At 64.2% G+C, this 22,972-nt stretch carries 26 protein-coding genes; 9 read left to right on the top strand and 17 right to left on the bottom strand.

Translation table 11 applies throughout. From position 1 onward, the window contains the following. The first annotated feature begins 154 nt into the window (after positions 1-154). Both ACFDR6_RS01815 and ACFDR6_RS01810 read left to right on the top strand, forming a co-directional pair. On the top strand, positions 155-1,165 hold the full coding sequence (locus ACFDR6_RS01815) for an alpha/beta fold hydrolase (RefSeq protein WP_375857163.1): 1,011 nt from the start codon (positions 155-157) through the stop codon (positions 1,163-1,165). Positions 1,166-1,180: 15 nt separating this feature from the next. After that, on the top strand, positions 1,181-2,128 hold the full coding sequence (locus ACFDR6_RS01810; RefSeq protein ID WP_375857162.1) for a fatty acid desaturase: 948 nt from the start codon (positions 1,181-1,183) through the stop codon (positions 2,126-2,128). A gap of 54 nt (positions 2,129-2,182) precedes the next feature. On the opposite strand, the gene ACFDR6_RS01805 is transcribed toward ACFDR6_RS01810, so the two are convergent. Then, positions 2,183-2,431: a hypothetical protein gene (locus ACFDR6_RS01805; protein ID WP_212087727.1), complete on the bottom strand. Its 249-nt coding sequence runs from the start codon at positions 2,429-2,431 to the stop codon at positions 2,183-2,185. Positions 2,432-2,568: 137 nt separating this feature from the next. Next, positions 2,569-3,549, bottom strand: a complete 981-nt coding sequence (locus tag ACFDR6_RS01800) for a helix-turn-helix transcriptional regulator (RefSeq protein ID WP_375857900.1) — start codon at positions 3,547-3,549, stop codon at positions 2,569-2,571. A gap of 100 nt (positions 3,550-3,649) precedes the next feature. Here ACFDR6_RS01800 and ACFDR6_RS01795 point away from each other — a divergent pair, with 100 nt between their 5' ends. Beyond that, positions 3,650-4,294, top strand: a complete 645-nt coding sequence (locus tag ACFDR6_RS01795; protein WP_212089059.1) for a glutathione S-transferase family protein — start codon at positions 3,650-3,652, stop codon at positions 4,292-4,294. Between the two features lie 94 nt (positions 4,295-4,388). On the opposite strand, the gene ACFDR6_RS01790 is transcribed toward ACFDR6_RS01795, so the two are convergent. The 3 genes from ACFDR6_RS01790 to ACFDR6_RS01780 all read right to left on the bottom strand — a co-directional run bounded on the left by ACFDR6_RS01790 (position 4,389) and on the right by ACFDR6_RS01780 (position 7,262). Beyond that, positions 4,389-5,174: an enoyl-CoA hydratase/isomerase family protein gene (locus tag ACFDR6_RS01790; protein ID WP_375857161.1), complete on the bottom strand. Its 786-nt coding sequence runs from the start codon at positions 5,172-5,174 to the stop codon at positions 4,389-4,391. A gap of 306 nt (positions 5,175-5,480) precedes the next feature. Continuing rightward, a complete protein-coding gene (locus ACFDR6_RS01785; RefSeq protein WP_212087731.1) occupies positions 5,481-5,699 on the bottom strand; it encodes a hypothetical protein in 219 nt (72 codons plus the stop codon). 117 nt (positions 5,700-5,816) lie between these two features. Then, entirely contained in the window at positions 5,817-7,262 is a 1,446-nt protein-coding gene (locus tag ACFDR6_RS01780; RefSeq protein WP_375857160.1) for a TAXI family TRAP transporter solute-binding subunit, read from the bottom strand. 404 nt (positions 7,263-7,666) lie between these two features. Here ACFDR6_RS01780 and ACFDR6_RS01775 point away from each other — a divergent pair, with 404 nt between their 5' ends. Both ACFDR6_RS01775 and ACFDR6_RS01770 read left to right on the top strand, forming a co-directional pair. After that, positions 7,667-8,014, top strand: coding sequence for a DUF3307 domain-containing protein (locus ACFDR6_RS01775; RefSeq protein ID WP_212089061.1), 348 nt, complete (start codon positions 7,667-7,669; stop codon positions 8,012-8,014). A 180-nt stretch (positions 8,015-8,194) separates the two neighbouring features. Then, positions 8,195-8,593 (top strand): hypothetical protein, encoded by a 399-nt coding sequence (locus tag ACFDR6_RS01770; RefSeq protein ID WP_212087735.1) that lies wholly within the window; start codon positions 8,195-8,197, stop codon positions 8,591-8,593. Here the strand turns inward: ACFDR6_RS01770 and ACFDR6_RS01765 are convergent. Together ACFDR6_RS01765 and ACFDR6_RS01760 are read right to left on the bottom strand one after the other, a co-directional pair. Beyond that, positions 8,590-8,913, bottom strand: a complete 324-nt coding sequence (locus tag ACFDR6_RS01765; RefSeq protein ID WP_317244014.1) for a YkgJ family cysteine cluster protein — start codon at positions 8,911-8,913, stop codon at positions 8,590-8,592. The two genes, ACFDR6_RS01770 and ACFDR6_RS01765, sit on opposite strands and share 4 nt — an antisense overlap. A 16-nt stretch (positions 8,914-8,929) precedes the next feature. Continuing rightward, entirely contained in the window at positions 8,930-9,628 is a 699-nt protein-coding gene (locus ACFDR6_RS01760) for a helix-turn-helix transcriptional regulator (protein WP_212087737.1), read from the bottom strand. A gap of 113 nt (positions 9,629-9,741) precedes the next feature. On the opposite strand from ACFDR6_RS01760, the gene ACFDR6_RS01755 reads away from it, so the two are divergent. Further along, the gene (locus ACFDR6_RS01755) at positions 9,742-10,017 is read left to right on the top strand and encodes a hypothetical protein (protein ID WP_212087739.1); all 276 of its coding nucleotides are present in this window, start codon (positions 9,742-9,744) and stop codon (positions 10,015-10,017) included. Between the two features lie 32 nt (positions 10,018-10,049). Further along, a complete protein-coding gene (locus ACFDR6_RS01750; protein ID WP_212087741.1) occupies positions 10,050-10,778 on the top strand; it encodes a glutathione S-transferase family protein in 729 nt (242 codons plus the stop codon). A 110-nt stretch (positions 10,779-10,888) separates the two neighbouring features. Here the strand turns inward: ACFDR6_RS01750 and ACFDR6_RS01745 are convergent, their stop codons facing one another. The 9 genes from ACFDR6_RS01745 to ACFDR6_RS01705 all read right to left on the bottom strand — a co-directional run bounded on the left by ACFDR6_RS01745 (position 10,889) and on the right by ACFDR6_RS01705 (position 19,749). After that, positions 10,889-12,040, bottom strand: a complete 1,152-nt coding sequence (locus ACFDR6_RS01745) for an ABC transporter substrate-binding protein (protein WP_212087743.1) — start codon at positions 12,038-12,040, stop codon at positions 10,889-10,891. Positions 12,041-12,118: 78 nt separating this feature from the next. Continuing rightward, entirely contained in the window at positions 12,119-12,538 is a 420-nt protein-coding gene (locus ACFDR6_RS01740; RefSeq protein ID WP_212087745.1) for an acyl-CoA thioesterase, read from the bottom strand. Between the two features lie 10 nt (positions 12,539-12,548). Next, positions 12,549-13,310 carry an SDR family NAD(P)-dependent oxidoreductase gene (locus ACFDR6_RS01735; protein WP_375857159.1) on the bottom strand — a complete coding sequence of 254 codons (762 nt, stop codon included), beginning with the start codon at positions 13,308-13,310 and terminating at the stop codon, positions 12,549-12,551. A gap of 25 nt (positions 13,311-13,335) precedes the next feature. Next, positions 13,336-15,219, bottom strand: a complete 1,884-nt coding sequence (locus ACFDR6_RS01730) for a feruloyl-CoA synthase (protein ID WP_212087749.1) — start codon at positions 15,217-15,219, stop codon at positions 13,336-13,338. Next, positions 15,216-16,025, bottom strand: a complete 810-nt coding sequence (locus ACFDR6_RS01725; RefSeq protein WP_375857158.1) for a crotonase/enoyl-CoA hydratase family protein — start codon at positions 16,023-16,025, stop codon at positions 15,216-15,218. The genes ACFDR6_RS01730 and ACFDR6_RS01725 overlap by 4 nt, the downstream gene beginning before the upstream one ends. 176 nt (positions 16,026-16,201) lie before the next feature. Beyond that, entirely contained in the window at positions 16,202-16,663 is a 462-nt protein-coding gene (locus ACFDR6_RS01720; RefSeq protein WP_375857157.1) for a DUF3237 domain-containing protein, read from the bottom strand. 12 nt (positions 16,664-16,675) lie between these two features. After that, positions 16,676-17,995 (bottom strand): TRAP transporter large permease, encoded by a 1,320-nt coding sequence (locus ACFDR6_RS01715; protein ID WP_317241213.1) that lies wholly within the window; start codon positions 17,993-17,995, stop codon positions 16,676-16,678. Positions 17,996-17,997: 2 nt separating this feature from the next. Beyond that, positions 17,998-18,534, bottom strand: coding sequence for a TRAP transporter small permease (locus ACFDR6_RS01710; RefSeq protein WP_317241212.1), 537 nt, complete (start codon positions 18,532-18,534; stop codon positions 17,998-18,000). A 198-nt stretch (positions 18,535-18,732) separates the two neighbouring features. Beyond that, positions 18,733-19,749 (bottom strand): TRAP transporter substrate-binding protein, encoded by a 1,017-nt coding sequence (locus ACFDR6_RS01705; protein WP_375857156.1) that lies wholly within the window; start codon positions 19,747-19,749, stop codon positions 18,733-18,735. Positions 19,750-20,015: 266 nt separating this feature from the next. Between ACFDR6_RS01705 and pobA the strand changes: the two genes are divergently transcribed. After that, positions 20,016-21,185: a 4-hydroxybenzoate 3-monooxygenase gene (gene pobA / locus ACFDR6_RS01700; RefSeq protein ID WP_375857155.1), complete on the top strand. Its 1,170-nt coding sequence runs from the start codon at positions 20,016-20,018 to the stop codon at positions 21,183-21,185. 229 nt (positions 21,186-21,414) lie between these two features. Beyond that, positions 21,415-21,834: a PaaI family thioesterase gene (locus ACFDR6_RS01695; protein WP_212087763.1), complete on the top strand. Its 420-nt coding sequence runs from the start codon at positions 21,415-21,417 to the stop codon at positions 21,832-21,834. Between the two features lie 144 nt (positions 21,835-21,978). Here the strand turns inward: ACFDR6_RS01695 and ACFDR6_RS01690 are convergent, their stop codons facing one another. Continuing rightward, complete coding sequence (locus ACFDR6_RS01690; protein WP_317241208.1) at positions 21,979-22,863, bottom strand: LysR family transcriptional regulator; 885 nt, start codon at positions 22,861-22,863, stop codon at positions 21,979-21,981. Between the last annotated feature and the right edge of the window lie 109 nt (positions 22,864-22,972).

Below are 22,972 nucleotides of genomic sequence, written 5' to 3'. Positions count from 1 at the left end.
GCAGTCGGTTCGCTGATGTATCTTGCCGGTCCAAAATAACTGTACTATAAGTACAGTTATGTGGCGTGACGCAACGGCGCGTCTGCCGGTTCGGCATGATCGATGCATCCCGCCTCAAGCGGCGCATTCCGGGTGGCGAACGGGAGTTCGATTCTTGACGGCACATTACGACATCTTCGAAGCCGGCGACGTCCCCCTCCAGTCCGGGGCCGTCTTCTCCTCGCTGAAGCTCGCCTACAAGACCTACGGCACGTTGAGCCCGGCAAAGGACAACGTCATCCTCTATCCGACCTCGTTCAGCGCGCAGCATTTCGACACTGAGTGGCTGATTAGCCCGGACGGCGTGCTCGATCCGACGCGCTATTTCATCATTGTCCCGAACTTGTTCGGCAACGGCCTGTCGTCCTCGCCATCGAATACCGCGGCGCCGTTCCCCGAGGTGACTTATCACGATGCGGTCGCAGTCCAGCACCGGCTGCTCACCGAACGCTTCGGCATCGCAAGGCTTGCCCTCGTCTACGGCTGGTCGATGGGCGGCATGCAGGCCTATCACTGGGCGGCACTGCATCCCGATATGGTCGCGCGCGCGGCCGTGGTCTGCGGGAGTGCACGTTGCGCGCCCTATAATTACGTTTTCCTGGAAAGCGTGAAGGCGGCGCTCACCGCCGATCCCGCCTTCCGCGACGGCCGTTTCGCCGGGAAGCCCGTCGCCGGCTATCGCGCCATGGGGCGCGTCTATGCCGGCTGGGCGATGTCACACGGGTTCTATCGCGACGAGCTCTGGCGCGAGGCCGGCTTCGCCTCGCTGGAGGACTACCTCGTTCGCACCTGGGATGCGGCCTTTGCCCGCCGCGACGCCAATGATCTCCTGGCGCAGATCGGCATCTGGCAGCGTGGCGACATCAGTCGCTGTGGAGCATTCGGCGGCAACCTCGATCGGGCGCTGGCGGCGATCAGGGCGCACATGCTGCTGATGCCGGGCGCGACCGATCGTTATTTCGACGTCCGCGACAACGAGGACGAACTCGGCCGGCTGACCAACGCGAGATCGGCCGTGCTGCATCCGATCCCGTCCCTGCACGGCCATCGCGCCGGCAACCCCGTTGGCAATCCGCGCGACCAGGCCTTCATCAAGGCAGAGATCGCAGCCCTTCTCGGCAAGTGACAGAGGCATCCGACCATGACTGACGCGACCGTTTCAGAGTCCGGCCACCGCCTGAAGCCGCTGACGCCCGCGATGCTGCGCGAATTGTCGGTTCGCTCCAATGTCCAGGGCGCGGCGCGTAGCCTCTGCCATTATGGCGTGATCACGCTGGTCGGCACGCTGATATGGAAGGTTACTGCGACATACGGCGTCCTCTGGGCGCTGCCGTTGATGGCGGTGCAGGGCTACTTCGTCGCCTTCCTGTTCATGGCTGTGCACGAGACGGCGCACAAGACCGCCTTCAAAAGCCGCGGTCTCAACCTCGCGGTCGGCTATCTCTCAGGCTTCATCGTCGGATTGCCTTACGAATATTACTGCCTGTTCCACTGGGATCATCACCGTTACACCCAGGATCCGGACAAGGACCCCGAGTTGGTCGTCGGCGTGAAGCCCAAATCCGACACGCAGCTCGCGATTGCCTATAGCGGCCTGCTCCAGGTCGCCGGCCGTCTGCGGCTGATGCTCGGCCATGCCGTCACGGGCAAGGTCACTGTCCCCTGGATTCCCGAGGGCAAGCGCGCCACCATCGTCATCGAGGCGCGCGCCTATGTCGCGCTCTATGTCCTGATGCTCGCGCTCTCGCTGTGGTTCTCGTCAGCGTTGCTGCTTTGGGTCTGGATCGTGCCGCTCGTCATCGGGCAGTTCTTCCTGCGGCCCTATCTCTATGCCGAGCATACTGGCTGCGACCGCACCCGCAGCGCCTTCCAGAACACCCGCACCACCTACACCGGCGCGGTCGTCAAATGGTTCGCGTGGAACATGCCCTACCACGTCGAGCACCATGCTTATCCCTCGATCCCCTTCCATGCGCTGCCGAAGCTGAACGAGATCGTCGACGGCGAGATCGTCTATCGCGGCCGCGGCTACCTCAGAACGACGCGCGAGACCTGGGCCTGGTTTCGCCGGCAACGGCAGGGCGGCTAGTCAAATGCAAAACTCCGGTCGCGGTGCGACCGGAGCTTTGTCGTGAAGGCGATATCAGTAGATCCCGTAGGCGCAGACATTCACGACGCGGACGCGCATGCCGTGACGGGTGCGGACAAGGCGCTCCTGGTAGCAGTTGCTGACGCCGGTGTTGAGGTAGATGCCGCCAAAGCCCCAGCCGGGACCCCAGTGGTGATGACCGTGGTGATGATGGAAGCCGCCGGCAGAAGCGGCGGTGGGGGCGAGAGCGGCGACAGCGAGCGAGCCGGCGGCGATCAGACCAAGTGCAAGCTTACGAAACATCTTCATTCTCCATTTGGCGCTAGGGCCATTGCTGTGTCCCTGCATCTCGGTCGGGCCGAGACGCGAATGCGTTCACGCCGTTGGCCGAGAATCGTGTTTCAGGATTGTTTCGTCGGCTGCGGCGATGCACGCCGCGGTCAGGTTTTATGCGCCGCGCGGTAGCGCGCGGCCATGGCCTGCGTCAGCTCCGTCATCTTGTCGCGGAGATCGGCGGGCTCCAGCACCTCCACCTCGGGACCCAGCCGCAACAATTCGGCCGCAGCATGCCAGGATGTCTTGCCGACGGGCACGCGCGCAATGCGCCAGCCGTCGGCATCAGCGGTCTCTTCGAGCTGCGTGCGCGCCTTGACATAGGGCTGGCTCAAGGCATCGAGCAGCTTGACGCCGAACGGCGACAGCCGCACGACAGCGACATTGGGATGCATCTCGGCCTCGAGACGAAGCGTCGAAGCCTGCCAATATGCGGCGAGATCGAAATCGGCGGGGCGCTCGAAGCGATCGTCGAGCGCCGTGCAGTCGAGCACGCGCGCGACGCGATAGGTGCGGACGTTGCCGTCGACCTGCCCTGCGAGATACCAGCTGCCGCCCTTCAGCACGAGGCCGAGCGGCGCAACGCGGCGCTGCTTCTCTGAGCGCCAGCTCTGGTAGCGAATCTTGATTAGCGACCCGCGCAAGGCCGCCCCGGCGATCGTGCGCAGGTGCTTTGGGTCTTCGGTCTCGCCAAACCAGCCCGGCGCGTCCAGGTGAAAACGCTCCTGCATCCGTCCGGCGTCCTCGCGCAGATTAGCCGGCAGCGCGGCCATCAGCTTGTTCTGCGCGGCGATCATCGCAGCATCGAACCCGAGCGCCGCGGCCGGCCCCGGCAATCCCGCCAGGAACAGTGCGCCCGCCTCGCTCTGCGACAGGCCGTTCAGCCGCACGCGATAGCCGTCGAGCAGGCGATAGCCGCCCTCCGCGCCGCGATCGGCGTAAACGGGAACGCCGGACGCCGCCAGCGCGTCGATGTCGCGATAGATCGTGCGCACGGAGACCTCGCAGGCCTCCGCGAGCTCGGGCGCGGTAACCTGCCCCCTGGCCTGGAGGGTGGTGAGGATCGACAGCATCCGGCTCGCGCGCATGATTGCTTTAACCATACCTGACACAGGATGTCAGGTATGGGTCTCTACAAGACGCGTCGTCAGACGACACCCCAGGAGACCTGTTATGACCGGACCTGCCATGACCGATCCGAGCCGCATCACGCTGTACTACTCGCCGCAAAGCCGCGCCACCGGCACGCGGGTGCTGCTGGAGGAGCTGGGGGCGCCCTACGATCTCCATGTCCTCAACATGAAGGCCGGCGAGCAGCGTCAACCCGCCTATCTCGCCATCAATCCGCTCGGCAAGGTGCCGGCGATTCGCCACGGCGACGCCCTGGTAACCGAGCAGGTCGCGATCACCATCCATCTCGCCGATCTGTTTCCGCAGGCGGGGCTGACGCCGGCGCTGAACGATTCGTTGCGCGGTCCCTATCTGCGCTGGATCGCCTATTACGGCTCATCCTTCGAGCCGGCGCTGATCGATAAGTTCATGCAGCGCGAGCCGGCGCCCATCACGCAGTCGCCCTATGCCGACTACGACACCATGCTCGGCGCGCTCGAAGCGCAGCTGTCGAAGGGGCCGTATTTGCTGGGCGAGCGTATGACGGCTGCCGATGTGCTGTGGGGCGTCGCGTTCAGCTGGACCATGATGTTCGGCATCGTGCCGAGGAAGGACGTCTTCGTCCGCTATGCCGAGCGCATGACCGCACGGCCGGCGTTCCAGCGAGTCAATGCGGCGGACGACGAGATGGCGGCGCAGCATGCCAAGGCGGTCGGAGGCTGAGGGCGCGCGCCTCACGTTCGGTGTCGTCCCGGGCAAGCGTAAGCGCAGACCCGGGACCCATAACCACAGGGTGGTGTTTTGCGAAGATTCGGAGCTAAAACTTCGGCGCTCTCTTCTCCGCGAACGCCTTGATGCCTTCCTTGATCTCGTCACCGCGCATGCTGTCGCGGTGGCGCTGGTCGGCGGCGCGATCATCGAGCTCGCCGCGGGCGAACTCGTTGATCGCCCGCTTCATGCCACGCATCGCCTGCGGCGCGTTGCCGGCGAGGACGCCAGCGAGCTTGTCGACCTCCTCGTCCAGGAATTCCACCGGCACCATGTCGGTGAGATAGCCGATGCGCAGCATCTCCGGTGCACTGATCTTCTGCGCGGTCAGGAACAGTTTTTTCGCATTGTCGACGCCGAGCCGCGTGACGTAGCGTTTGATGCCGCTCCGGTAATAATGCAGCCCGAGCCGCGCCGCCGGCATGAACATCTCGGCGGTGTCGACCCCGACGCGGAAATCGCAGGCGAGCGCGAGATCGGTCGAGCCCCCGTAGACGCCGCCATTGAGCCGGCAGATCGTCGGCACGCCCAAATCCTCCAACCGGTTGACGACCACTTCGAAGGCGGAGCCCGCGCTCTGCTGCTCGTTTGCGCTGACGGCGCGCTCGGCGACCGAATTGAGGTCGTAACCGGCGGAGAAGACGCGGCCGGTGCCGGTCAGCACCAGCACGCGGATGGCTGGATCTGTCTCGATCTGGTCGAACAGTCTGACGAGCTCGTCGAGATCCTCCGCCTGGAGCCGGTTGAGATGCTTGGGCCTGTTGAGGCGGATGGTGGCGCGTGCGCCGCGGCGTTCGAGCAGGGGGCCGGTGGCTGCGTCGGTGATGTCCGACATTCTTGTCTCCATTTAGCTGTTTTCGAGCGCGCGCCGTTTCGCCTCGGCGTCGATGGTCTCGGCGAGATCCGGGTGCCGCGCAGGGGCTGCTTTGGCATGTTGCGGCCGGCCGTGGCGGCCGCGAACTGGGCCAGAGCGGAGATCATCGGCTTGGACATGCGGAAAGGCGGCTCGGTTCTGGCTCTTACGGTCCCGGCTGGGACGTCGGCGCCAAAGTGCCCGCACGGGTCGAGGCCGTCAACGACAGGCCCGGGCCTCGGCGTCGTCGAAACAGGCCGAGGGCCGATGAGAAAGCGGCTGGGGCCGCTACCTGAAATGTGGCGGCTCGTCGTAACCGCGGCGGCTGCTGAAAAACAGCAGCACCATCAGTCCGATGCCGATAATGATGGAAAATCCCGCGCCCAGCGCCAGCGCCACATAGCCTTCCGTCGGGATCGGCTCACCTTCGACCGCCATTGCGGAGTAAGCGAAGTAGCCGGCCGCCGCCAGCATTCCCAGGAGGAGGACGACGAGGAGTGCACGCATGCTGCGGTCTCCGGTTGTAACCGGAAACCAACGGTTGCAGATCGCGGCGGTTCCCGAATTTCGCCCCGTGCTAGACGGGGAACCCGGCAGGGCTCCGGGCGAGCTGCATCGACTCCTTCAGGCGCTCTGGGCGGTCTTCACCACCACGACATTGCTCTCATCGTGCTGGGCAGGACCCGCCTCGCGGGGCGCCTTTTCGGCCTCGCCGGCATGACGTTTCAGATAGCCGCGACGCATGCCGATTTCGTCGCGGACGAATTCGTAGCCGAGCTTGAAGGTGTCGAGCCCGTCAGTACTGATCGTGCCGTCGCGCAAGCCGATGACGGCGCGGCGCAAGATCCCCTCCAATTCGTCCTGGAGACATTCGAGCTGATCCAGAGAGTGAGCGTGCTCGATCCGCTCGCCGATGTCGAGGATGGCTGTGGAGAGCTCGCTGGCCTTCTCGGGCGCGATGCGGGTGATCTTGGCGTAGATCGCGGCGAAGATCGAGCCGATGACGCTGAGCGCGACGGCGCCCAGATACATCAGGTCGCTGTACTTATCCATGAACGACTTGGTGTCGTCGTTGATGTAGTCGGCCGCGCCCTGATGCGCGATCACGAAGGCGTCCTTCTCGACCGAAGCCGGCTCTATCCTGGTGGCAAAGCCGTTGTCGAGCCCGAGCGCTGATTTGTTTTCATAGATGATGCGTGCGAGCTCGCCTGCCGTGCTCGGCGACATTCTGGATTGCGCGACCAGCAGCCATTCAAGCCCGATCGTGTCGAGATCGTCTTCGGGAATTTGCGGCGAGGCCGACAGCGTGCCCGCCGCCAGCGTCTCGCTGGAAATGCCCGGCAATCTCCGCGCCAGCACCTTGGCCTCGTCGATCGCGTTGAGCGTGAAGCCGCCGCGCTTGGCGGCCTGCTCATAGGTCTTGTCCCGCACTGCCCTGGAGGCATGGACGATGGCGATCACCGCGCCGAAGCCGTTTGGCGCTGCAAACAGCTTGTCGAGCGTCGAGCCCTGCGGCGCCATCTGGATTTTTGCGGCGTCCGGACCGTCGGGGATGTCGAGGATGCTGCGGACGAAAGCGAGGGACGACTCGTTCTCGGCGACGACCGCGACCTTTTTCTTCCTCAACTCGGCGATCGACTTGATCTTCTTGCTGCCGGGACCGAGCAGAAGCACGAGATCGTGCTCGAGAATCGCGAGCGTGCGCGCCCGCAGCGGCACCTTGGCGTCGGTGCGCAGGACGGCAAGGTCGGCCTCCTTGCGGTCGAACTGTGCGAGCGCCTTGGCATTGTCCGCGTTGTTGACGATCTTGATCCGGAAGCGCGAGGCGTTGGTCTTCAGCACGGTGGCGAACTTGGCCGCGAACAGCGCCTCGTCGCTGTTGGGAGCGCTGACGGCAAAAGTCAGCGTTTCCGAATTGTGCAGCATGGCGCGGCCGCCCCAGACAGTGGCGAGCGACAACAACAGGGTCAGCACGACGTAGAGAAAGACCTGCTGCTGATTGGTCTTGATGACCTTGGGACGCCGGGGCGGCGGCTCGGTCGGTGATGAAATGGGGCCTTCAGTACTCATGGCAGCACTCGGGCCTTATTCTTTAGGTGGCCGGCGGCTCGCGGACGTGATCGCGGCGGGCGCCTCTGCAATTCATAAACATCTGAAAAAAGAACGATATTCGCTGCCGTCAATGATAGCGCGAAGGCAGCGGAAAGCAAATTTCGAGCCGGAGGTAACCTTACTCCAGGCCGCCGCGGCGATTAGTCATCATATCACAAGTTAGCCACACTTGGCGATTTTCCGGTTCCCCCGGCTGCATTCCGCCGCGGGAGATGTCATAAATCGCGCGTCCCGGCGATTTGACCGGTCCAAGAAGAAGTTGCGCTGAACGCTCCAATTTTTCTTGTCACGTCAATGAGGGCGTCAGCTTGTCGTTTCCACCCATGTCATCGGCGGTTCCGGTCGAAGCGCTCATTGGCTGGATGTTGCTGCTCACCTTCAAGCACATCATCGCCGATTTCGTCCTCCAGACCGCCTGGATGGCGCACGGCAAGGACCAGAAGCATGGCTGGGCCCTGCCACTTCTGGTGCACTGCCTCGTTCATCTTGCGGTTGCGTTGCCGCTGATCCTGATCGTGGCGCCGAAATTCTGGTTTGTGGCGCTGATCGATTTCGTGATCCACATCACGATCGACCGCGCCAAAGGGTTCGTCTCGGCCAATTTCGGGGTCGACCTTGCGCATCCCTGGTTCTGGACCTTGATCGGCGTCGACCAGGCCCTGCATCACCTCACCGGCTTCGGCCTCTCCATCTATATGGCGGCGAACTGAGGCTGGCCCGCACCCGTCATTTCCGTGTTCTCGCTTCGCGAGCCCGGAATGATGGCAATCGGCAAAGCGGCCGCCTGATTCGCGGCCAGGGCGCAACCACCCCGGGTGACTACCGGGCAGCGTGGTTAACCTTTCATTAGAGAATTGCGCTGCATCTTCGCCGTACGAGGGAGAACTGCAATGTTTTCAAGCCGCGATTCCATTGAAAGCGATTTCTGCCCGGTCCGCGACGAGCTCCTTGGCGAGATGTATCGCGCCAGCGAGAGTGGCCTGCCGAGGTTGGTCGAGAGTGTTTCCCCTGACGCGCGCGCCAGGCTGGCGCTGTTCTGCTATCGCCGCAGCCATCTGCATTCGCTGGCGGTCGCGATCGCCGGAAGCTGCAGCGAGCGCGACCTGATCGAGAATGGTGGCCGCGTCGGCTCGACGCTGTACGCGCTGGCGCGCGAAGGCACGGCGAAATCCTCGCCGTCGCTGTCGGGCGGCCGCAAGCCGATCACGCTGTCGACCAAGCCGCTCTCGGTGCTCGCACCGCTCGAGGACGAATTCGACGACGAGATCAGCGAAGCCGTTCCGGCCTAAGCGGCCTCTATCGCCGGCAACCCGAACTTCCGCCGCGCCATCGCGCATTCGGCGTCGCCCGGCATGCAGGTGCGGCACACCTCCGGCCGCAGCGCATAGATGCCGCAGGCGGTCGCTTTCCCAATTTCCCCCTGCAGGGCCGAGCAGCGATCGCCCTCGCAACGCATGCCGGATTGGCGTTCGTTGACCAGCGTCTCCGGAATCGCTGCAAGCTCCTCGTCGCTCTCGATCGAGAAGCGCGGCCAGTTGGCCGAATAGCCGCAGCACGCGCCGCAATTCTGGCAACAGCTCGACGGATCGGTGGGGGAGTGCTCTTCCATCATCGTCACGTATTCTTCAAGTGTCTTTGGGAGGGCCCCAGACCAGGCTCTGCCGCCATCTTGCGCGCAGCACGTCGCGTCGTTCCGGATATTTCTCGTCGAGATAGTTCGCCTCCACGACGCGGTCGGTGCGGAAGCTGCGGAAGTCGCCGCGCAGCTCGCACCAGGCTGCGAGCAGCCTCACGGCTTCGAGATAGCCGACCGAGATCGGCCAGATCATGCGCTCGCTGGCGCGGCCCTGCTCGTCGCGATAGCGAAGCATGATCTTCTTGCCTTCGTGGATCTGAGTGCGCGTGCGCGCCATGTCCAGCCGGTCCGGCTCCCTGTTCCAGCTTGGCCGCGCGCGGCTCGCCGGCTCCAGCACGAAGGGCCGCAGGCGCTCGGGGACGGTGTCGGCGATCTTGGCCATCAGGTCTTCGGCGGCGCGTGCCAGCGCGGAGTCGGCGTGGCCCGCCACCCATTGCGCGCCCAGCACAGCCGCCTCGATCTCGTCGGGTGTCAGCATCAAGGGCGGCAGGTCAAAACCCTTTTCCAGGATGTAGCCCATGCCGGCTTCGCCGCGGATCGGCACGCGCTGACCGATCAGCGTGGCGATATCGCGATAGATCGTGCGCTTCGAGGTCTCGAGCTCGGCCGCGATGGCATCCGCCGTCAGCGGCTTACGCGTGCGCCTCAGCACCTGGATGATTTGAAACAGCCGGTCGGCGCGTCTCATGAGTGGTCCCTTGTCGGTGATCTTTTCAGAAGGCGGCGCGCGGCTGCTGACAGGATGTTGGCAGCAGGGGGGTTCTATACCGGGACAACACATCGACTGAAGAGGATTTGTCCATGATCATTCCAACCCATTTCGGCCCGGCCGTTCCGTTGTGGCGCGCCCAGATGTGGCAGGCCCGGAATTGGCAAGCATTGGCGCTCAGCCGCCTCGCTTCGCTCGATCTCATGGCCGTCGACCTCCGATTGGCGCTCGCGAGCGTGGTGACACGTTCGCTGGTCCAGGCCGCCGACGCGCTGGTGCGGCATGTGATGGGCCGCGCCTGGCGAGGCGCCCGCTTCGCAGAAGATATCACGGCTGCTGCCACCATGGTGGCAGCAGCCGGTCGCTAGGTTCCGTCTTCGAGAGGTTCAGGAGAGCACGCATGATCACGCTTTACGGCTTTGGCGCCGGCTTTGGCCTGCCGGAAATCAGCCCCTTCGTCACCAAGACCGAGGTGCAGCTCAAGATGGCGGGATTGCCCTACCGGAAGGAGCGGGCGATGCCGCCGGCCTCGCCCAAGGGGCAACTGCCGTTCATCGACGACGGCGGTGAGGCGGTGGCCGATTCCACCTTCATCCGCGCCCATATCGAGCGGCGCTACGGCTTCGATTTCGACGCCGGCCTGTCGCTGGCCGAGCGCGCCCAGGCCTGGGCGTTCGAACGGATGATCGAGCACCACGTCTATTGGGGATTGGTCGGGGCGCGCTGGGTCGACCCGGTCAATTTCGCCAAGGGGCCTGCCCACTTCTTCGACGGCGCACCGGAGCACAACCGCGAGAAGTTGCGAGAGGATGCGCAATTCCGCGTCGCCGAGAACTATCTGCTCTCGGGCCTTGGCCGCCACGCGCCCGATGACGACGTCGACCTCGCGGTGCGTTCGCTGTTCGCATTGTCGGTGCAGCTCGGCGACAAGGCGTACCTGATGGGCAACAGGCCCTGCGGCGTCGATGCCACGGCCTTCGGCATGCTGGCCGGTATCCTCTCGCCGTTCTTCGAATCGATCCTGCGCGAGCGCGCCGAGGGCTTTCCGAACCTCACGGCTTACGTCGACCGCATGATGGACGATTACTACCCGGAGTTCGCCTGGACCCCGCTGCGGCAGGCGGCTTGACGCTCGTAGGACGGAAGCCTGTTAACGACGCCGGCAGCTCAGCGTAAAGCACAAAACAAAAGAGCCGGCCCTCGGGCCGGCTCTCGTCGTCACAGAAGTCTCGCTTGCCGTTACTTCACCAGCGTGTACTTGCCGTTCTTCACCGTCAGCAGGATGCGCGAACGCTCGTCGAGGCCATAGCGGTCCTTTTCGGTGAAATTGTAGACGCCCTGGCTCGCCGCCAGCTCCTTCTCCGTCAGCAGCGCCTGGCGGATCGCTTCGCGGAATTCCGGCGTGCCCGGCTTGGCCGTCTTCAATGCCGCCGGAATGATGCGCTTGAGGATCTCGAATGCATCGTAGGAATGGCCGGCGAACTGGCTGCGGCTGTTCGGACCGTACTTGGCTTCATAGGCCGAGTTGAGAGCGAGGCCCGGCTTCTTGGTGAGCGCGGTGTCCGGCTGGTCCTCGGGATCCATGACGGGGCCGGAGGCCATCAGCACGCCCTCGGCCGCTTTGCCGGCGATGCGGATGAAGTCCATGCTGGCCGCGCCGTGGGTCTGGTAGATCAGGCCCTGATAGCCACGCTCACGCAGCTCGGTCTGCGGGAGGGCGGCCGCGGTGCCGGAGGCGCCGACCAGGATCGCGTCGGGATTGGCGGCAACGAGCTTGAGCACCTGTCCGGTCACCGAGGTGTCGGGACGGGCGAAGCGCTCCTCGTCGACGATGGTCATGCCCATCGGCACGGCCTGGGCCTTGAGGTCGTTGAACCAGAGGTCGCCGTAGGAGTCGGAATAGCCGATATAGCCGAGCGTCTTCACGCCCTTGGACTTCATGTGTTCGTACAGCACCTTGCCCACGATCGGGATCGGCTGCGGCATCGCCACCGACCACTTCATGCGCTCGGGGGTGATCGGGAAGGGCGCGAGGCCGAAATGTGGGATGCCGGCTTCGTTGGCGACGTTGGAGACCGCGATCGTCGGCGGCGTCAGCGCCGAGCCCATGATGATGTCGGCTTTGGATTCGGTCACGAAGCGGCGGGCGTTGGTCGTCGCGGTGGTGGGATCGCCGCCGTCGTCGAGCACGATCACCTTGAGCGGTACGCCGCCGATCTCTTTCGGCACGAACTCCAGCGCGTTGCGCTCGGGAATGCCCAGCGCTGCGCCGGGGCCGGTCGTGGTGGTGGTGATGCCGATGGTGACTTCGCTGGTCTGAGCCAGCGCGGGCAGGGCCGGCAGGGCCAGTGTCGCCGCGGTGATGGCGGCAGTCAGGTAAAAGCGTTTCATCTATTCCTCCCTTTACGTGTGTCCTTGAAAGCAGAAATCGGGGGGTAATTCAGCCCCCTCTTTTGGTGATGCGGCGATTTAGCTTCCCGTGAATTTGGCTACCATTTCCGCCGGGAATGGTGCCGATTTCAGCTTGTCGGAGTTAACGGGATCGCGGCCGACCAGAACGCGGGTTTCGAAACCCTCGATCGCCAGCGCATCGTCCTTGTAGACATTGTGCTTCACCTCGAAGCTCGAGCGCTTGATGCTCTCGATCTTGGTTTCGATGGTGATCCAGTCGCCATAGGTCGACGGGATGTAGAACTTGGCCCGCGTGTCGACCATGGGAATCCCCACCAGGCCGTATTTGCGGACCAGGTCCTGCTTGGAGAAGCCGGCGACCTCGAACAGGGTCGAGGTCGAATCGTCGAACATCGCGAAATAGCGCGGGTAGTAAACGATGTTGGCGGGGTCGCAATCACCCCACTGGATCTGGACGTCGCGCCGGTTCACGAACATGCGCGGTGCCTTATTTCGGCGCCATGCGCAGCGAGCCGTCGAGGCGCACCACTTCGCCGTTCAGGTACGCATTCTCGACCATGTGCAGCGCAAGCGCGGCGAACTCGTCGGCCTGGCCGAGCCGGCGCGGGAACGGGATCGCGGCGGCGAGCGAGTCCTGGGCTTCCTGCGGCAGGTTCGCGAGCAGCGGCGTCAGGAATAGGCCGGGCGCGATGGTCAGCACGCGGACGCCGAACTGCGCGAGCTCGCGCGCGATCGGCAGCGTCATGCCGACGATGCCGCCCTTCGAAGCCGAATAGGCGGATTGGCCGATCTGGCCGTCATAGGCGGCAACGGAAGCGGTGTTGATGATGACGCCGCGCTCGCCGGTTGCCTGCGGCTCCAGCTTTGACATCTCGGTCGCGGCCAGGCGCAACATGTTGAAGGTGCCGATCAGATTGACCTTGATCACCTTGTCGAAATCCGCGAGCGCCATCGGGCCGTCGCGGCCGACCACGCGCTTGGCGACGCCGATGCCGGCGCAATTGACCAGCACACGGGCCGGGCCATGGGCTTTGGCAGCCTGCGCGACCGCGGCCTCGGCGGAGGCGGCATCGGAGACATCGCAAGTCACGGCCACGCCGTTGATCTCGGCGGCAACCGTCTCGGCAAGCTTGGCATTGAGATCGCACACCGCGACCTTGGCGCCCTGCGCCGCCAGCTTTCGCGCAGTGGCAGCGCCGAGCCCCGATGCACCGCCGGTGACGATGGCTGCCTGATCCTTCAACAACATGGCGTTCTCCTGTGGCGTTGGTTTCTTACCCGACCGATATCACACGGTCCGACGGATTGGCAGCGTAGAGCTCCTCGATCAGCGCGGCGCGATGCTCGAGCACCGCGCGCTGGTTGATCGAGCCCTTGTCGGTGACCTCGCCCTTGTCGATGGAGAGCGGCGCGTCCATCAGGATCGCGCGCGTGATCCGCGTCGAGGATCCCGTGGCCTGGCTGAGGAAGCGCGTCAGGCGCTCGCGAAAGGCGTCGCGCACCAGCCGGTCGCGCGTCGCGACGACGAGGTCGTCGGTCGGCAGCGTCGGGTTGATCAGCCGGCAACCGTCGAGGTCGAGCACGACCAGCGCGGAGACCTCGTCGCGGTTGATGCCGGCGATGACGACGTCGCGCACCAGCGGCGCGCAGGCCGCGGTGAGGCGCGCGCGTAAGGGGCCGACGCTGACCCAGGTACCGCTGGCGAGCTTGAAGTCTTCACCGACACGGCCGTCGAAATCGAACCCGGCGTTGAGATCGTCGGGATCGGCGGGCTTGAGCGCATCCCCCATCTTGTAGAATCCTTCTTCGTCGAAGGATTTCGCGCTGATGTCGGGCTGGCGCCAGTAACCGGGCATGACGTTCGGCCCCTTGGCGCGCACTTCCAGCTTGCCGTTGTTCGGAACGAGCTTGGCGTCGTTGCCCGAAACAGGCAGGCCGACATGGCCGGAGCGGCTGGTGCGTGGATTGACTGACATGAAGAACGGCGCAGTTTCGGTCGCACCCAAGCCGGTCAGCATCGGCACGCGGTAGCCTTTTTCCTTCACAGCGAGCTCGTCGAGGCTGTCCCAGATGAACGGTGACAGCGCGGCGCCCGAGAAGAACATCGCATGCAGCCGGTCGAAGAACTTTGCCCGCAGGCCCTGGTCGTCGCGCAAATAGGGCAGCAGCGATTCATAACCCTTGGGCACGTTGAAATAGACCGTCGGCGAGATCTCCTGGAGATTGCGCACGGTCTCCTCGATGCCCCCGGGCATCGGCTTGCCGGCGTCCAGATACATCGAGCCGCCATTGTAGAGCGTCAGCCCGATATTGTGGTTCCCGCCGAAGGTGTGATTCCAGGGCAGCCAGTCGATGATGACGGGCGGCTCGTCCTTCAGGAAGGCGAGCGTCTCGCGCAGCATCACCTGGTTGGCGCAGATCATGCGCTGCGTGTTGATGACGGCCTTGGGGTTGCCGGTCGAACCCGAGGTCAGCAGGAATTTCGCGATCGTGTCAGGGCCTATCCTGCCATGGACGTCGTCGAGATCGCTGCGGATCGGCGTCGCCATGAGGTCGGCGAGCAGGGTGACGTCGCGGCCCGGCACGTGGCCATAGGACGCCGCGATCTCGGTGCCGAGCGAGACATTGGCGGTGAGCGCATCGGCGAATCTGTCGGCATCCTCGGCAAAGACGAGGCCGGGCGTCAGCAGCTTCATCAGGTAAGACAGCTTGCCGTAATCCTTCGACACCAGCGAATAAGCCGGCGACACCGGGCAGAACGGGATGCCGGCATAGAAAGCGCCGAACGCAAGCAACGCATGGTCGATCGAGTTGCCGGAGAGGATCACCACCGGCCGCTCCGCCGACAGGCCGCGCGCAATCAGGCTCGACGCGATGTGCCGGCTCGCGGTGAGCAGCTCGGCGTAAGTGATCTTGCGCCAGCCGCGGCCGCCCTCGCGCTCGGCCATGAAGACGCGGTCCGGCGTGGTCTTGGCCCAATGATGCAGGCGGTCGGTGATGCGGACGGGATAGTCGCCGAGCGGCTGTTTGGGCCGCAGGTAGATCGTGCCGTCGTCGCGGCGCTCGATGTTGACGACGGGATCGCCGAACGAAATGGGCCGCAGCGGAAAAGTGCTCGCGCCGCGCTCCGTGCTGGAAGAGGACGGCTGCGCGCTCATGATTTTGGCTTCACCTTTGCGGTCTTGTGCTCGAGGAATTCGCGGATCCTGCGCTTCGCCTCTTTGTCGCTCTGCGCCACGGTCGCCATCAGCGATTCCATCAAGAGGCCGGTCTGCGGATTGGCCTCCGCGATCATCGGCAGCGCCTGGAGCACGGCGAAATTCGTCAGCGGCGCGTTGGAGGCGACCTTGGTCGCGAGCTCCAGCGCCTTGCCGAGGGCGTTGCCGGCTTCCGTCACATATTGCGCGAAGCCGTAGGAGGCGCCTTCGGTGGCGCTATACACGCGCCCTGTCAGCATCATGTCCATCATCCTGGCGACGCCGATCAGCCGCGGCAGCCGCACCGAGCCGCCGCCGCCGACGAAGATGCCGCGTTGCCCCTCCGGCAGCGCGAAATAGGTCGAGGGCTCGGCGACGCGGATATGCGCCGAGCAGGCAAGCTCAAGCCCGCCGCCGATCACCGCACCCCTGAGGGCCGCGATCACGGGCACGCGGCTGTACTGGATGCGGTCGAACACCCGGTGCCACATCTGGGAATGGAGCAGTCCGCCGGTCGCGTCATGCTCGGTCAGCTCGGAGAGATCCAGGCCACTGGAGAAATGATCGCCGATGCCGTGGATGACGACCGCGCCGATATCCTCGGGTAGGGACGCGAAACACTCGCCGATTTCCAGGATGATGCCGTCGTTGAGCGCATTGCGCTTGGCCGGCCGGTTCAGACCCACCGTCAGAACCCGGTCCGCCCGCTCGATCCTCAATAGCCCGGAGGCACCCGCGTCAGCGGTCTCGGCGTTTCCCTGTGTCATTTGCGTCCTTGTCAGAATAGTTATGTTGTATAACGAATTCTGGGGGAGTCAAGAAGGGGACGCAGGGGAAATGCGGATGGTACCGGTCAGGCGGCCAAGTTCGTTCTCCGGATCCGGTGTCGTCCCTGCCTGGTGCGCAATTGCATACCAGGCAGGGACGACGGCGGAGCGTGCGGTTACATCACCTGATGCACGTCGATCACCACCCGGTCCGCGTGCCGCGCCGCCGAGCCGACGAAAATGTGCTCCATCAGCCAGCGATATTTCTCGTGTCCGGTCTCGAACTTCGGCACGGTGCGGAAATAGATCAGCTTCGGATCGACCGGCTCGCCGCGCTTGAGCTTCTGCAGCAGTTCGACCGGGCCGAAGCGCATGCCCTTGTTCTCGACATAGATGATCGCGCCGTCATCGGTCTCGAAGGCGTATTTCGCCTCGAGATCGATCAGCTCATTGGGGCGGATGGTCTGGAAATCGGCGCCGAACGGAAGCACTCTGCCATTGATCGCGCCCGTCACCTCACCGCCGACGATCGGAATGATGCGGCGCACCCCGATGCCGGTCTCGCCGGCGGTGACGACATCGCCGATGCGGGCGGTGACGGTGAAGACGTATCTGGTCTCAAGCGTCGGTGTGGTCATCGCTTCCCCTCATCAATGCGCCATCATGCGTGTCGGCAGCCAGGTCGCCAGCAGCGGGAACGCGATCAGGATCACGAGGCGCACGACGTCCGTTGCCACGAACGGGCTTACGCCCTTGAAGATGGTGGAGAAGGAGACGCCCTTCACCACACTTTTTATGACGAAGACATTCATGCCCACCGGCGGAGTGATCAGGCCGAGCTCGACGGTCACGACGATGATGACGCCGAACCAGATCGGGTCGAAGCCGAGATGCATGATGACAGGGAAGACGATCGGCACGGTCAGGATGATCATCGCCATCGCATCCATCAGGCAGCCGAGCGCGAGATACATCACCATGATCAGCGCCAGCACGCCGTAGGGACCTAGGCCAAGGCCGGTCAGAAATTCCGTGACCTTCTGCGGCGTCTGCGTCACCGTCAGGAAATAGCCGAAGATCAGCGCGCCGATCAGCACGGTAAAGACGGCGGCCGCGGTGCGCGTCGCCTGCAGTAGCGAGGCCAGCACCTTCTCGCGGTCCAGCCGGCCCGTCACCACGCCGATGATGAAGGCGCCGGTGGCGCCGACGCCGCCGGCTTCCGTCGGCGTGAAGCGCGGCAGGAAGGGCAGACCGTAGAGGCCGCCGATCACGAATATGAACAGCAGAACCGGAGCCCAGATGTCCTTCAATCCGGCGAAGCGCTCGCGCCAGGGTGTCACCTTGCCCTTCGGCAGGAAGTCAGGGCGGAAATAACCGATCAGGAAGATCGTCAGCATGTACATTGTCATCGCGAGCAGGCCCGGGATGATGCCGGCGATGAACAGCTTTCCGATGTCCTGCTCGGTGATGATGCCGTACACCGCAAGCACGGTGGAGGGCGGCAGCATCGCACCCAACGTGCCGCCGGCCGCGATCACGCCCGTGGCAAAGGACTGCGGGTAGCCGAAGCGCCGCATTTCCGGATAAGCGACCGCGGAGAAGGTTGCGGCCGTCGCGACCGAGGAGCCGCAGATCGCGGCAAAGCCGCCGCAGGCGCCGACGGTCGCGATGCCCAGCCCGCCGCGCAAATGGCCGACGAAGCCGTTGGCTGCGCGGAATAGCTCGCGGCTCATGCCGGAGTTGGTGACGAAGGCGCCCATCAGCAGGAACATCGGGATCACGCCGAAGGTGTAGTCGGTCACCGTCCGCATCGTGACCTGTCCGACCATCTTCAGGGCCGGCGTCGAGCCGACGAGATAGCTGAAGCCGCACACGCCAACGAGACCCATTGCCATGCCGACCGGCACACGCAGCAGCATCAGGGCGAACAGGGCAACAAAGCCGATGACGGCGACGGCGTCGGTATCCATGCTTACTCCGTCACCTTGATTTTCGGTTCATGTATCTCTTCGGGATGGAAGATCAGGCGGTACGTGCGGATCGCGATCAACAGCACGGCGCAGACGTCGCCGATCCAGGCGACGAGGAAGAATGGCCATGTCGGCATGTGCAGGTCGAAGGTCTGAACATTGTCGTTGTAGGTCAGCCGGACCTTATCGAACAGCGTCCAGGTCTGCACGGTGACGACGAACAGCAGCACCAGCGTCGCAAATATGTCGATCATGCGCTGGTAGCGCGGCCCGACATTGGCCCAGATCAGGTCCACGGTGATGTGGGTGCCGCGATAGGACGTCGCCGCGATGCCCCAGAAGATGAGGATGCCGAGTAGCATGCGGCCGATGTCGAAGCTGTCGGGGATCGAATAGTTCAGCGTGTTGCGCAGCAGCACCGACAGGAAGATATCGAGCGCGACGATGCCGACGAAGCCGGCCGCGATCCATTCGATCGAGTCGATCACGCGATCCATCCAGGAGCGTCTTGTCGGCTGTGGCCCGTCGGGTTCTGTCATTGCTTGATCTCGACTCCAGCGGCGGTTCTTCGCCTCTCCCCGCGTGCGGGAAGAGCGGCATCGCATCGAAGACGCGATGCGGGTGAAGGGACCCGCTCGGCGAGCCCATCCCTCACTTTCATGCCGGAAGCAGCCCTCCCCCCGGCCCTCTCCCACCAAGAAGGGGAGAGGGAGAGGGAGGGCCGATCGGGTGCGGCGTCACTCTGCCAGCGCGTTGTACTTCTTCAGCGAGGCCTTCAGATCCGCGAGAGCCGCATCAGGATCGGCGCCGGTCTTCTTGGCATTGTCGCCCCACGTCTTGACCAGCGGCTCGGCGGCCTTCTTCCAGGCGGCGGTCTGCTCGGGTGTCAGCTTGTAGACCTCGTGGCTGGATTCCGCCTTCACCTTGGCGATGCCGGCGTCCTCGAACTTGCCCCAATGCTCGCCGACCGCGCCTGCCGTCTCGACCGTGCAGTTCTTGTCGATCGCGGCCTTCTGCTTGTCGGACATCGCATTGTACTTGTCCTTGTTGATCACGAACACGAACGTCGTGGTGTAGAGCGGCGCCTCCATGTCGTATTTGGTCACCTTGTCGATGCCGAACAGCACCAGGGAGCCCCAGGGAAAGGTGACGCCGTCGGCGACGCCGCGCTCGATGATATCGCGCACTTCCGGTGCCGAGGACTGCACATTGGTGCCGCCGAGCGAGGTGACGAAGTTTGCCATGGTGGCGTGCGCAGGGCGGATCTTCATGCCCTTCACGTCCTCAGGGCTGACGATTTTCTTGGTCTTGGAATGGAAGGAGGAGGGCGAGTGGACGAAGGCGAGGCAGTATTTGACGTCCTTCATCTCCTTCTCGGCATATTTGCGATACCAGGCGTCGAGCCCCATCGAGCCGCCCTTGGCATCCGAGATCAGGAACGGCAATTCCCCGGCGCCGATGACCGGGAAGCGGCCGGGCTGGTAGCCGGGATTGACATAGGTGACGTCGGCGATGCCGTCGCGTGCCATGTCGTAATGGTCGAAGGCCTTGCCGAGTTGCTGGGCCGGAAACACCTTGCCCTTGATGGTGCCGCCGGAATCCTTCTCGACCGCCGCGGCCCAGTCCTCCAGCGATTTCTGCAGGGGATGCGAGGCTGGCACCCAATGCGAGATCTTCAAATCGAAGGTCTTGTCCTGCGCGTAGGCAGGCGTCACGCTCGCGGCCAGCAGCAATGCCAGACAGGCTTTTCTCATCACGCGTCTCTCCCTGTTTTCGACGGCGGGCTTCGATGGCCCGGTCTCATTACTTAACATGTTATCTAATTGGCTGGCGCGTTCAAGCCGGAACTGGCATGCGGCCTTGCCGCGTCGTCTACGTCAGCCATGTTGCATGGATTTGTCGCTGCTCGGGCGACGACCGCTCCCCTTCTGCCTAACAATTATGTAGTATAATTATCGTCTGCGGGCCGGCGCGACAAGCGGGCCGCGCGCAAAGCCTACAGGATCGGAAGGAGCAAGTGTTGCGGACAAGAGTCGCAATCATCGGGGCCGGGCCGGCCGGATTGTTGCTTGGGCAACTGCTGCACGCATATGGCATCGACAACGTCATTCTGGAGCGGCAGAGCCCGGACTATGTGCTCGGCCGTATCCGCGCCGGCCTGCTGGAGGAGGGAACCGTCGCGCTGCTCGACCAGATCGGCGCCGGCGCGCGGGCACATGCCGAGGGCTTGGTGCATGAGGGCATCGAACTCGCCTTTTCCGGCCGCCGTCACCGCATCGACATGAAGGGCGCGACCGGCAAGACGGTGATGATCTATGGCCAGACCGAGGTTACGCTCGACCTGATGAATGCCCGCAAGGCTGCCGGTCTCGTCTCCGTCTACGAGGCCAGGGACGTGCAGCCGCATGATTTCGACGGCAGTCACCCGCGCGTAACCTGGGTGAAGGACGGCGTCACCCACACGCTGGATTGCGATTTCATCGCCGGCTGTGATGGTTTCCACGGCGTCAGCCGCGCCAGCGTTCCGGCGACCTCGATCGAGGAGTTCGAGCGGGTCTATCCGTTCGGTTGGCTCGGCATTCTGTCCGATACGCCGCCGGTCAGCCACGAGCTGATCTATTCCAACCACGCGCGCGGCTTTGCGCTGTGCACCATGCGCTCGATGAAGCGCAGCCGTTACTATGTCCAATGTTCGCTCGACGATCACGTCGACCAATGGCCGGACGATCGCTTCTGGGACGAATTGAAGGGCCGGCTCGACCAGGAGGCGGCCGACAGCCTCGTCACGGGCCCGTCGATCGAAAAGAGCATCGCGCCCTTGCGCAGCTTCGTTGCCGAGCCGATGCGCTTCGGCCGGATGTTCTTGTGCGGCGATGCCGCGCACATCGTGCCGCCGACCGGAGCCAAGGGCCTGAACCTCGCCGCTTCCGACGCGCATTATTTATCGAGCGCCTTGCGCGAGTTCTATGACGAGAAATCCAGCGCCGGGATCGACGCCTATTCCGCCACCGCGCTGGCGCGGGTCTGGAAGGCCGTGCGCTTCTCCTGGTGGATGACCTCGATGCTGCACAAATTCCCCGACACCGGCACCATCGGTGCCCGCATCCAGCTTGCCGAGCTCGATTATGTCACGCAGTCGCAGGCCGCGATGACGTCGCTCTCGGAGAATTATGTCGGGCTGCCGTTTTAGGACGAGCGCAGGTGCCGTAGGGTGGGCGAAGCGTAAGCGTGCCCACCAGCTTTCTCAATTATGAGAGATCGTGGGCACGGCGCTTCGCGCCTTTGCCCACCCTACGGCTCCGTCATTGCAGCATCGTCCGTTTCAAACGCCTGCGCAAATTTCGTTTAAAACTTTGTAATTGGTGCAACGGTCACGCACATCGCGTTCAATGCCGGCAACACAGCAGCGCGAGACAGAAATGACCTCTCCCGACATCCCCTCCGGCTTCGAGCCGCATTTCCGCAAGGCGCCGCTCACCGATCCCTGGGAGCCGCTCTACTCCAGGAAGACCGACAAGGGCGTCACCGTGGGATTGCGGCTGGCTACGCCCCACACCAACGCGCGCGGGCTGATCCATGGCGGGCTGATTGCGGCGCTGGCGGATGCCGCCATGGGCTATAGCTGCGCCCAGGCGACCGGCTGGACGACGTCCTTCGTCACAATCTCACTGTCGGTCGATTATGTCGGCGCGGCCGAGATCGGCCAATGGCTCGCGGTCGAGGGCGAGGCGATCAAGACCGGCTCCACGATCTGTTTCGCGCAATGCCTGGTGAGGGCCGACGACGCCCTGATCGCGCGAGCGAGCGGGACGTTTCGCGTGGTGCCGAAGAAGGGGTGAAGCTCTCCCGTGCCCCGGACGCGGTGCGGCGCGAAGTGGCGCTCCGCGGAGCCGGGGCCCATCCATCGACACGCTACAGTACCGCCGACCGGGTCCCGGCTCTGCGCAGCAACGCTACGCGTTGCAGCGCGTCCGGCACAAGACCTACCCGAACCTCCACTCTGCCATCTCCACCACGAGATCGACGAACGCACGCACCTTCGCCGAGAGCAGGCGCGAGGTCGGATAGACGATGTGGATCGGAAGCGCCGGCTGTTCATATGCCGCGAGCACGATTTTGAGCCGTCCGCGTTTCAGCCCGTCGGCCGCCTGATAGGCCAGCACGCGCGTCACGCCGCCGCCGGCCTCGGCATATTGCAGCGCCGCGTCGGCGCTGTTGCTGATGAAGCGGGGAGACGGCTTCACCTCGATGTCGTGGCCGTCGTGCTGGAAGCGCCATTCCGACCAGGGGCCGAACTGGATGGTCTGATGTGCGGGGAGGGCTTCCGGCGTCTTGGGTTCGCCGTGGCGCTTGAGATAGCCGGGCGAGGCCACCACGATCCGCCTCATCTCCCCGACCTGGCGTGCCACCAGCGAGGAATCGGCGAGATGGCCGATCCGCACCGCGGCGTCGACGGCATCCTCTACCAGGTTGACGAGATGGTCGGAGAGCCGCAATTCGCCGGCGACCTCGGGATAGCGCTTGAGATAAGCGGTCATGACCGGCCCGACATGCAGCCGGCCGAAGCCGACCGGCGCCGAGACCACGAGCCGTCCGCTCGGCCGGTTGCGCTCTTGCCGCGCGGAGCCGTCGGCTTCCTCGACATCGGCGAGAATGCGCTGCGCGCGCTCCAGATAGCGCGTGCCGACATCGGTCAATCTCACCTGCCGCGTGGTCCGCTGCAGCAGCCGCGCGCCGAGATGCTCCTCCAGCGCCGCGATCAGCCGCGTCACCGCCGAGGGCGAGAGTCGCAGCTTGCGCGCCGCCGGCGCAAAGCCTCGCAGATCGGCGACGGTGACGAAGACGTGCATGGCTTCGAGGCGGTCCATGGCATTATTGCATATATCGCAATGATGAAGTGTCAAGCGGCCGGATTGTTCTGGCTGCAGAAAAACCCAGATTGGTCGTCGAAAGACGTAGCAATGCGCCGGAATTTCA

It is taken from the genome of Bradyrhizobium tunisiense, from assembly GCF_042263385.1.
Taxonomy (GTDB): domain Bacteria; phylum Pseudomonadota; class Alphaproteobacteria; order Rhizobiales; family Xanthobacteraceae; genus Bradyrhizobium; species Bradyrhizobium tunisiense.
This window is presented reverse-complemented; position numbering and strand designations above follow the sequence as displayed.

What these genes read in the sequence shown, in the direction of transcription:
- ACFDR6_RS01810 (WP_375857162.1), top strand. Translation starts at nt 1,181, where the DNA reads ATGACTGACGCGACCGTTTCAGAGTCCGGCCACCGCCTGAAGCCGCTG.
- ACFDR6_RS01805 (WP_212087727.1), bottom strand. Translation starts at nt 2,431, where the DNA reads ATGTTTCGTAAGCTTGCACTTGGTCTGATCGCCGCCGGCTCGCTCGCT.
- ACFDR6_RS01800 (WP_375857900.1), bottom strand. Translation starts at nt 3,549, where the DNA reads ATGCGCGCGAGCCGGATGCTGTCGATCCTCACCACCCTCCAGGCCAGG.
- ACFDR6_RS01795 (WP_212089059.1), top strand. Translation starts at nt 3,650, where the DNA reads ATGACCGATCCGAGCCGCATCACGCTGTACTACTCGCCGCAAAGCCGC.
- ACFDR6_RS01790 (WP_375857161.1), bottom strand. Translation starts at nt 5,174, where the DNA reads ATGTCGGACATCACCGACGCAGCCACCGGCCCCCTGCTCGAACGCCGC.
- ACFDR6_RS01785 (WP_212087731.1), bottom strand. Translation starts at nt 5,699, where the DNA reads ATGCGTGCACTCCTCGTCGTCCTCCTCCTGGGAATGCTGGCGGCGGCC.
- ACFDR6_RS01780 (WP_375857160.1), bottom strand. Translation starts at nt 7,262, where the DNA reads ATGAGTACTGAAGGCCCCATTTCATCACCGACCGAGCCGCCGCCCCGG.
- ACFDR6_RS01775 (WP_212089061.1), top strand. Translation starts at nt 7,667, where the DNA reads ATGTTGCTGCTCACCTTCAAGCACATCATCGCCGATTTCGTCCTCCAG.
- ACFDR6_RS01770 (WP_212087735.1), top strand. Translation starts at nt 8,195, where the DNA reads ATGTTTTCAAGCCGCGATTCCATTGAAAGCGATTTCTGCCCGGTCCGC.
- ACFDR6_RS01765 (WP_317244014.1), bottom strand. Translation starts at nt 8,913, where the DNA reads ATGGAAGAGCACTCCCCCACCGATCCGTCGAGCTGTTGCCAGAATTGC.
- ACFDR6_RS01760 (WP_212087737.1), bottom strand. Translation starts at nt 9,628, where the DNA reads ATGAGACGCGCCGACCGGCTGTTTCAAATCATCCAGGTGCTGAGGCGC.
- ACFDR6_RS01755 (WP_212087739.1), top strand. Translation starts at nt 9,742, where the DNA reads ATGATCATTCCAACCCATTTCGGCCCGGCCGTTCCGTTGTGGCGCGCC.
- ACFDR6_RS01750 (WP_212087741.1), top strand. Translation starts at nt 10,050, where the DNA reads ATGATCACGCTTTACGGCTTTGGCGCCGGCTTTGGCCTGCCGGAAATC.
- ACFDR6_RS01745 (WP_212087743.1), bottom strand. Translation starts at nt 12,040, where the DNA reads ATGAAACGCTTTTACCTGACTGCCGCCATCACCGCGGCGACACTGGCC.
- ACFDR6_RS01740 (WP_212087745.1), bottom strand. Translation starts at nt 12,538, where the DNA reads ATGTTCGTGAACCGGCGCGACGTCCAGATCCAGTGGGGTGATTGCGAC.
- ACFDR6_RS01735 (WP_375857159.1), bottom strand. Translation starts at nt 13,310, where the DNA reads ATGTTGTTGAAGGATCAGGCAGCCATCGTCACCGGCGGTGCATCGGGG.
- ACFDR6_RS01730 (WP_212087749.1), bottom strand. Translation starts at nt 15,219, where the DNA reads ATGAGCGCGCAGCCGTCCTCTTCCAGCACGGAGCGCGGCGCGAGCACT.
- ACFDR6_RS01725 (WP_375857158.1), bottom strand. Translation starts at nt 16,025, where the DNA reads ATGACACAGGGAAACGCCGAGACCGCTGACGCGGGTGCCTCCGGGCTA.
- ACFDR6_RS01720 (WP_375857157.1), bottom strand. Translation starts at nt 16,663, where the DNA reads ATGACCACACCGACGCTTGAGACCAGATACGTCTTCACCGTCACCGCC.
- ACFDR6_RS01715 (WP_317241213.1), bottom strand. Translation starts at nt 17,995, where the DNA reads ATGGATACCGACGCCGTCGCCGTCATCGGCTTTGTTGCCCTGTTCGCC.
- ACFDR6_RS01710 (WP_317241212.1), bottom strand. Translation starts at nt 18,534, where the DNA reads ATGACAGAACCCGACGGGCCACAGCCGACAAGACGCTCCTGGATGGAT.
- ACFDR6_RS01705 (WP_375857156.1), bottom strand. Translation starts at nt 19,749, where the DNA reads ATGAGAAAAGCCTGTCTGGCATTGCTGCTGGCCGCGAGCGTGACGCCT.
- ACFDR6_RS01695 (WP_212087763.1), top strand. Translation starts at nt 21,415, where the DNA reads ATGACCTCTCCCGACATCCCCTCCGGCTTCGAGCCGCATTTCCGCAAG.
- ACFDR6_RS01690 (WP_317241208.1), bottom strand. Translation starts at nt 22,863, where the DNA reads ATGGACCGCCTCGAAGCCATGCACGTCTTCGTCACCGTCGCCGATCTG.